Below are 9,730 nucleotides of genomic sequence, written 5' to 3'. Positions count from 1 at the left end.
TGCTGCCGGCCTCGCCGGTCGGCACCCGCGGCTGCCGCCGGCAACATCAGCCCCGCTGCCTGCGCCTGTGTGGCTGCCCGCAGCGGGCATGACGCCGGCCGCGGCCTGCAGCCCGCGGCAGTTCAGTCTGTTCTGCATCGTTCAATGGATTTTTCTTCAATGCCCCGATTCTTGACCCGCTCCGCGTCGATCAGCTGCGCGATCCTTCTGCAGGCGGGGCTCGTGCTGACCGTACTCACCGCAGCGCCGGCGGTGGCAGCGGCCGCCGGCGCCGAGGCGCAGCCATCGACGGCCATGCCCGCGAGCGAGCGGCCAAGCATCGTTCCGCACCTGCTGCGCGGCGAGGACACCAGCCACCTTTCGGCGGCCGCGCGCGCTGAGCGTGCCAAACAAGACGTCGTTGCCGACCCCGCGGTCGACCGCCCAGCCGGGCCCGCCGCCGGCTTCGTCAAGTCAGCGCGTGATGTTCTGGCAGTGATCGGATCGAGCAGCCGCACATCCGATCCCGCCAAAGCCCGCGCCGCCGCGATCGAGCAACTGCATGCCGCCGATCTGCTGGTGCGTGCGCACCAGCAGCGTCTGCCGAGCAGCAATGTCGCGCAGGCGCTGGGCTTGTCTGGGCTGCTTGAGGCCCGTAGCCAGGACGCCCTGCGCCGCTGGGACTCGGCGAGCGCAGCGATCCTGGCCGCCGCCGATGCGCTGCAGCGCAGCCCGCTGGCCAAGGCCGCACAAGTCAATCTGCAGACGAAGCTGGCCGCGCTGGATCCCGCCGGCGTAGCCGATGGCATCTACGGCAACGGCACCCTGCCGGTCAGCCGTCCGCGGCTGCCGCCGAGCGTTCCCGATACACAGCTGAACGTGGCGCCCAGCTACGCCGCTGGCGTCGACGTCGCGCCGCAGGCCGCAGATCTGCTGGCGTCCGGGGAGGTGCGCCTGAGCAGGGATGTACTCAATCAGGCCGCGCAGCTCGAACACAGCTACACCCGCATCTTCGATCTGGTGCGCTCCGAAGTGCGCACCGAATGGTCCGCCGGTTCGACCCAGAGCGTCGACAGCACACTCCGTCGGCGCGCCGGCAACGATGTCGAACAGGCCAGCCTGCTGATCGCCCTGCTGCGCGCCAGCGGCGCGGCGGCACGCTATGTGGTCGGCGTGGTCGAGGTGCCGGTGGCCGAGCTTGCGCAGCAGATCGGTGTGCCGGCTTCGCGGGTCGGCGCGGCACTTGCGGCGGCCGGCGTGCCGCATCAGCCACGGCTGTCGGGCGGGCGAGTGGTGGCGTTTCAGCTTCGCCATATCTGGGTGTCGGCGCGCGTGCCCTACGGCAACTATCGGGGCACCGTGGCCGATCTGAGCGAGCCCACCTGGGTGCCACTGATGCCGGCGCTCAAGCCCGCCAGCTTCGAGCCCGGTCGGCCGGTACTGGGCGAGGTCGCACTCGACGTTCGCGAGTGGCTGCGCGCCCAGCTGCAGTCCGAACGCTCGCAGCTGCCTTGGCCGGCCCTGCGCGAGCAGCTGTCGGCCGCGCTCGCGGCCCAACAGCCGCCGCGCGCGCTCGGCAGCCTGGCGGGCAGCCACGGGCCGGATGCCGCGCCCCTGCACCTGCTGCCCGCCAGCACGCCCTACCCGGTGATTGCCGTCAACGGCGAATACTCGGAGCTGCCCGATGAGGAGCGCCAATGGCTGCGGGTACTGCTGCATGCGACCGACACCGAGGGCGCCGCACCCCTGTTGGACGCCCGCGTCGCGCTGTCGGATCTGCAGTCGCAGCGCTTCACCCTGGCCTACCAGCCGGCCACGGTGGAAGACCAGCACCTCGCCAATTTGAACGGCGGCATGGGTGGATTCCCAGCCCACCTGATGCGCCTGCGGCCGAGCCTGCTGCCGGTGGGCCTGCCAGCCCAGCCCGGGCAGGGCATCGTCGAGGCGGGCGCAGTGCACCGGTTGGAGATCCGCCTGCAGTCGCCGGCCGGCGAGCTCTCGCACAGCCAGCGCCTGATCGCCGGCAGCCTGGCCGGCTTCGCCATCGATGCCCACGGCGACGGCCGCATCGAGCAGCCGCCCGAATCCGGCGGCGACCTGCTGGCCGGCCCGCCCGCGGGCGCGGTGCTCAACCAGTTCGCGCAACGCTATCTCGCCCACTGGGCACAGGCGGACGCCGAAAGCGCGGCCGCGTTCGGCGTCCGCGTGATCCGCCCGCTGCCGGCCTTGGCCCTGGCGCTGCCGCAGGTGCAGCCGGAAGGTGCACTCGGGCTGGTCGAACGCTTGAAATTCGAGGGCGTGGCGCTCGATGCCGGCCTGCGCCCACTGGAGCCATTCTCGTTGCGCGACACAGCAGGCGATGAGGCCGCCTGGCTGCGCGTCTCGTCCCTGCACGGCAGTGCGCTGGAGTCGCAGCAGTTCATCACCCAGTGGGCGGTCGACTCGATCTCTGCAGACCGCGCTCTGCAGCTGGCCGCGGCCCGTGGTCTGCCGGTGCTGCAGCTAGGCGCCGCCAGCACCACCGACGCTCTCGGCGCCCACCCCGCACGGGTGCGCACTTCGGTCGCGCACTGGCTATCGCGCGGCTTCGAGGTCCAGATCCCGCAGGCCCCGCTCACCCTGGACGCCTGGACAGGCTCCGCCTGGCGCGTGGAAAACCCGGCCACCGGCGAAAGCGGCTACTTCCTGTCCGGCGGCTATGCCGGCGGCATGACCGCCGTCCCACCCGGGCTCTGGTACTACCAGGATTTGGCCGAGATCCTGGCGGACCCTTATGCGGAGCCGCCGAATGAGGATCCGCTGGCCGCGGTGCTGCTGCTGCTGGACTCGACCGCACAGGACCAGAGCGCATTGGCGGGCGAGCCCTACGCCAGACCGCTGCGAGTGATTGCCATCGACGCACAGGGGCGGCCGGTGCAGGGCGCCAGCGTCGACTGGATCGAGCGAGAGGGCCGCGGCGTATTGCCCGCCGCCGGTAGTGCGGGCCGTGTCGTCACGCTGACCGATCGCAAAGGGGCGGCGACCGTGAACGCCCAGGCGCCGACATCATCGACTGGCCTACTCTGGAACTATCTCCTGAATGCGCAGGGGCGTCGAACCCGTGCATTTCTCGCGCAGGTTGAGGTGATGGCCGATGCACAAGAGGGGCGCCTGACCACGGGCGAGGACTATCAGCTGAACATGCTGGCGGGTCCACTGGCTCGACTGGAATGGGTCCCAGCCCTGGGGCCTGTCGATTCCTTCGTCGCCCCGGTCATGTTGGGGTGGATGAATTTTGATCGCTGGAGCTACGTTGCTCCCCAGGTTCAACACGTCAATTTCAACTTGCTGGCCTACGACCGGTACGACAACCCGATCGGGGCGCAGGAGGTCGAGATCGTCGTCGAGGATACCCATTCTCCGCAGTGCGTTGCGCTCGCCGATCCCGCTATTCCTATCATCCCGAGCGCGATCTACACCGCGGAGTCCGCCTGCCCTGCTGGCACGCCCTTGCTTGGCCAGCACGCCTGCCTGCAGCCAGAACTCGTGCGGTACCTGGAGCCGGACGGCGCCTTGGGCGTCAGTGCCGTGCCGACCAATATGTGGAACAGCGATGTCCGGCTGCGAGCGAGTGGCCCGGGCGGCGTCGAGGTCAGCCGTAGCTTCCACGTGGGTGCCGGCGCCTACGCTGTGCTGGGCGATAGTCCCCGCTGCTATCCCTTTGATCCGCCCGGGGTGATCGTTGAGGTGGTTCACCCAGAAGCGAAGCGAACCACACGAGTCGGTGAAGCCTTTGCGGCGCCCAGGCGATTCGCCTACTACTCGATCGGATCCCTCCCAGCGAACCCACGCCTCGATCCTCAGATCTTCGGGCTCACAGAGCTGACCCAGAACCCCTTCCGGGCGCGCGGCGCCGAGGTTTCGGCCCTGCGCTCTGAAGGCAACGGCTGGTTCGAGTTTGATGTTGTCGCCGGTGCGGAGCCTGCGAAAGTCGAGCTTTTCGCTGAGTTCGCCTACACCGCCGACGGCGCCCAGACCGGGCGGTACGAGCGGCATATCAGCCCGGGCTGGGCGCTCCAGCTGGACGATCCGACGTTCAGCCCCAACCCGCTCGACCTCAACGAGTTCCAGCGCACCACGACTGATGTCGATCTGAATGCTCCGGTGCAGCCAGAAACATGGCGGCCGAGAATCTCGATCCTCAGCGACAACGGGGCAGGAGAGAGCAGAACCTTCTGCCAGGATGTCCCCGGCAAAACGTGTGTCCTGCGCCGAGGATTCGCCTTCGACGCCACCAAAGACCGGTTCCTTCAATACGTGGTCAACCCGGGCTCTGAGAACCCGCTGGAATCCGCCCGCGTACCGCTGCAGATCGGCAGCCGCATCGTCGCCGCCTACGGCAGCCTCAAGGGCACGGCCCCCTTGCCCGAGCTTGAGACCCTGTTCGGCGAGCGCTTCCCGCGCAGCATCGAGATGCAGACCGAGATCGACGTGCAGACCGACTACGTCTGCCAGAGCGGCTCGCGCTTCATGTTCGCGATTGGCCAGGACGCCACCGTGGACTTGGAGGTGTTCGCGCTGGAAGAAGACGGCAGCCGCGGCGACTCGGCCCTGCTGGCCATTGATGCCGAGGCGTTCTCGGCGGGCGTGCACGAAACCCAGCTGCGCGCCGCCGAACTGCCCTTCGGCGTCTATGAGTTCGAGCTGCGCGCGCGCACTGACGATGAGGACGAAACCCACAGCGGGCGGCTGATTCACCGTGAGCAGCGTCGCGGTGCCCTGCCGCTGGCGCGCAGCCTGGTGAAGGGCGTGGACGTGTACGACGGCCATGCAGTGATCAGCGCCGCGGACGTCGCCATCGGTGGGCGCGGCCCCGGCCTGCGCTTCACCCGCACCTATGCCTCGCATTCTGGCGACGAGCCCAGCCTGCTGGGGCGCGGCTGGCAGTCGGACATCGAGGCGCGCGTGGTCGGCGACACCTGCGGCAGCTACGTGGTCACCGGCGCCGCCGGGCAGGGCCAGCGCTACGTGCCCGCCGGCCTCGACGCCGCCGGCCAGCCGCGCTTCCGCTCCGGCAACGGCTTCCACGGCACCTTCCGTCTGGTCGCAGACAGCCCCGGCAGCTTCGATTTCTTCAGCAAGGACGGCACTCGCCATCACTTTGGCGAACGCAGTGCGGACGGCACCCGGCTGAGCTTCATCGAGGACAGCAACGGCAACCGGGTGCGCTACGAGTACGCCATGGTTGGCAGCGAACACGTGGTGCGGCGCATCGCCGACGATGCCGATCGCGCGCTGTCGTTCGACTACCAGGTGCTGCGCCTGCAGCGGCCGGGGCCGCTCGGGTTGCCGATGACCGAAAGCCGAACCCTGTTGCGCAACCTGCAAGGCCCCGAGGGCCTGCGCATCGACTACACCTACCACGACGACGGCAACCTGCGCTCCGCCGTACGTTCCGGCGGCGGCAGCGGCGCGCGCACCGAGACCTACGAGTACCAGGACTTCGGCGCGCTGTGGGTCCGCCAGCCCGGCGGGCAATCCCGTCGCTACCACTTCGGCTTTCGCCTTACCCAAGCGCGCAACAGCAGTTTCAATTCCACCCGCGACTACCGCTGGCAGCTCGGCTGGACCGGCGTCGGCCTGCCCGATGGCAATGTGATGCTGATCCCCGAACAGCGGGTGGAATCGCTCAGCGAGACCGATGCCGGCACGGTCGGCTTCACCTACCAAGGCCTACGCGGTCTGTCGCCCACCTCGACCGTGGTGGTGGACGCCCGCAGCAATGCCAGCACCTATCGACTGAACCTCGTCGGCGCCACCGAGCAACTCACCAGCCCGGCCGGCACGACCACCACCGAGTGGGATCTTGAGCACCTGCAGCCGCGGTCGGTCACCGATGTGCTGGGTGCAGTCACCACCTACACCTACGACGCCCACGGCAACCGCCTGAGCGAGAGCATCGCGCACCAGGGCAATCTCTCCCGCAGCTGGACCTATGCGCCGCCGGAGGCCTTCGCGGTGCCGATCAAGGACCGCGTGCGCACCGCCGTCGACGCCCGCGGCATACCTGAAACCTTTGCCTACGACGCCCGCGGCAACCTCAACGGCCGCAGTCGCGGCGGCGTCGGCGAGACCTACGGCTACTCCGCGCGTGGCGACCGCACCAGCCGGGTCGACGGCCGCAGCGAACTCGTGACCTACGCGTTTGACGCCTACGGCCATGTCACCACCGAAACCGATGCGCTCGGCGTGCGTCGCGGCGCCAGCTTTGATGCCCGCGGGCGCATGCGCAGCGAGACCGACGGCGCCGGCGTCACCACCGAGTACAGCTACGACGCGCTGGATCGCCTGACCCTGGCCCGCCATCCGCTGGGCGAGCGCAGCACCGTCTACACCTTGGGTGGCCGCCAGCGGGTCGACACCGACGAGAACCGCAACGCCACCACGCGGACCTACGACGGCCAGGGCCGCCTGTTGTCCGAAACCAATGCCGCCGACGATACGCGCAGCTTCAGCTACGACGACCACGGCAATCTGCTCAGCGAAACCGACTTCCGCGGCTTCAGCACCACCCACACCTACAACTCGGCCAACTTCCGAGTCAGCACCTCAGCGCCGCTGGGCAAGTCGATCATCTACACCCACGACGCACTGGGCCATGTGCTTACCGAAACAGTCAGCGGCATCGGCGGTGAGCGCCGGTCCCGATTCGCGTATGCGCACCCGCTCAACCTGCGCACGCGCGAGGCGCACTTCATCGGCGCCGACGCCGGCTGGGCCGAGACCCTCACCACGCGCGACCCCAACGGCAACGCCACCCGCATCGTCGATGCCAACGGCGGTGAAACGGTCCAGGTGTTCGATGACCGCGATCGCCTGACCTCAAGCACCGGCCCGGAAGGCCGCCGGCAGACCTTCGGCTACGACGGCGCCGACCAGCGCATCAGCGAGACCCTGAACAGCACGCCGCCGCGCGAACAAGGCTGGGAGTTCGACGCCCGCGGCCAGCAGATCGCCGCCATCGACGGCACCGGTGCGCGCTGGGAGCAGGGCTTCGACGGCGCCGGCCGGGTCACCCAGAAGATCGACCCGCTGGGCAACACCGTCACCTACAGCTACGACGCCGCCGGCCGCCTTGAGAGCGAAAGCGGCCCGCGCCCCGGCCAAGTCACCACCTACACCCTGGACGCCGTCGGCAACCGCATCACCGCGGCCAGCTCGGACGGCCGCCTGATCACCTACGCCTACGACGAGCTCAATCGTCGGGAAAGCGCGAGCGATGGCATCGGCAAATTCGAGGGCTACAGCTACGACGAAGCGGGCAACATTATCGAGCGCACCGACGGCCTGAACCGGCCGACGGTTTCGACGTGGAACGCGCTGGGCTACGAGACCCGGCGCGTGCTGCCGGCCGGCGACAGCGGCCCGCGCGTGCTGGAGTTCAGCTACAGCGTGCACGGCGACCTGCTGAGTGAAACCGACGCCAATTCGAACACCACCACGCACACCTACGACGGCCTGGGCCGCCGCATTGGCTCCACCCTGCCGAACGCTGCAGGCGGCAACACCCGTGCATGGAAGCTGGACGCGCTGGGCAACGTCTTGGAATACACCGACGCCGCCAGCCGCACCACCCTATACAGCTACAACGCCCTGAACCACCGCACCGGCCAGCGCGACCCGAGCCCGCCCGGCACCACCCAGATCTGGGTGCCGGATGTCGCCGGCAACGTGCTGAGCCACACCGACCGCCGCGGCATCGTCCACGGCACCACCTACGATGCCGCGGGCCGGCCCACGGTACGTACCCGCGACGGCCTGCCGATCGAAACCCTGGACTACGACGACGCCGGCCGCGTCGAAGCCGTCACCGATGCCCGCAACCAAACCACCCGCTACACCCTGGACGCCGGCGGCTCGCGCCTGACCGACACCCGCGCGCTCGGTTTTGTTCAGCGCTGGACCTACACGCCCTGGGGCGGCGTCAAGACCCAGACCGACGCCGACGGCCTGACCACCCGTTTTGACTACGACATCCGCCAGCGCCTGACCGAGCAAACCGACCCCGGCGTCGGCCCCACCACCCACGGCTACGACCTCGCAAACAACCGCACCTCGACCGAGCGCCCCGGCAACGCTGAGTGGGGCTTTGACTATGACGGCGCCGACCGTCTGGTCGCCGTCGACAGCCCCGAAGGCCACACCACCGTTTACGGCTACGACCGCCATGGCAACCGTGAGCGCAGTCAGGATGCGGCCGGCCACGCCACCGTCTACCGCTTTGACGCCCGCCATCGGCTCACCAACATCGACCACCCGATCGGCGGCGACGAGGCCTTCGGGCACAACGGCGAAGGCGAGCGCACCTCGCACACCGACCGCAGCGGCCAGACCATCACGCTCAGCGTAGACGGCCTCGGCCGCACCACCGCGCGCAGCTACAGCGCCGCTGCGCCCGGCGACATCGGTAATGAGAGCTTCCAGCTCGACGGCGACGGCCGCCCGACCCAACTGAGCCAGTCCGGCGGCAGCGACGGCATCGCCCTGACCCAGCGGCGCTACAACGGCCAAGGCTGGCTGGAAACCGAAACCGACCGCTACGGCCAGCGCACCGTGTGGACGCATGACGAAGTCGGCAACCGCACGCGCCGCGAAGACCCGGCCGGCATCACCAGCTACCAGCCCGACGCCCTGAACCGCACCACCGCGGTGACCGTGCCCGGCGCCGGCAGCACCAGCCTCGACTACACCCCCGCCGGTCGCCTCGACACGATCACCCACCCGAACGGCGCCAGCAGCCGCTACGGCTACGACGCTGCCGGCCGGGTCGAGACCATCACCCACAGCCACAGCGGCGCGCAGGTCGCGCGCTTCGAATACCGCTACGACGACCGCGGCAACCGCGAACGCGAAACCCGCATCGACGGCAGCGGCAGCAGCGCCCGCACCCAGGTCACCGACTACGGCTACGACCGCGACGATCGGTTGACCGAAACAAGCGTCCTCGGCACCGACAACAGCATCACCACCACCACCTACACCCTCGACGCCGTTGGTAACCGCACGCGCGAAGAAGTGCGCCGCGGCAGCACCACCGTCAGCGACACCCGCTACACCTACCAGGCCCATCAGCGCCTGATCCAAACGCAGGACAGCGTCAGCGGCATCACCACCGACTACACCTACGACGCCCGCGGACACCTCATCACCGAAACCACCAACGGCCAAACCACCACCTACCGCCCGAACGCCCAGGACCGCCTCGCCACCCTGACCCTGCCCGGCGCCCCGCCGGTGCACTACAGCTACGACGCCGAAGGCAAACGCGTCGAACGCCGCACAAACACCGACGTCACCCGTTTCGGCTGGGACGGCCCAACGCTACGACGCGAAACCAACGCCGCCAACAACGTCCTCGAAGCCCACGACTGGGCCGCCGGACGCATCCTCGCCAGCCGCAGGCTGACCGACACCCGCTACGCCCAACACGACGCCCTGCGCAGCCCGATCCGCTGGAGCAGAAGCAACGGCGCCGAAGCCGGCCAACTGCGCTACGACGCCTGGGGCGAAACCACCGCCAGCGCGACCGACCTGCCGCGGATCGCGTACACGGGGCACTACCGGGAGCGCGAAGGCAGCTCGTACTACGCGCAGCAGCGGTACTACCGGCCCAACCTCGGACGGTTCAACAGAATCGATCCGTGGGAGGGCGATGTCCTCAATCCGATCACGCTCAACAAGTACCTGTACGCCGTCGGCAACCCGTTGCGCT

The 9,730-nt window shown here is 69.1% G+C and carries 1 protein-coding gene; it reads left to right on the top strand.

Annotated elements, in window-relative coordinates; genetic code table 11:
* Positions 1-159: 159 nt before the first annotated feature.
* Positions 160-9,730 (top strand): RHS repeat-associated core domain-containing protein (locus ACIQ7H_RS02930; protein WP_395788215.1); only part of this gene is annotated, 9,571 nt, incomplete at its 3' end.

Source organism: Aquimonas sp., from assembly GCF_044377145.1.
GTDB lineage: Bacteria > Pseudomonadota > Gammaproteobacteria > Xanthomonadales > Xanthomonadaceae > Aquimonas.
This window is presented reverse-complemented; position numbering and strand designations above follow the sequence as displayed.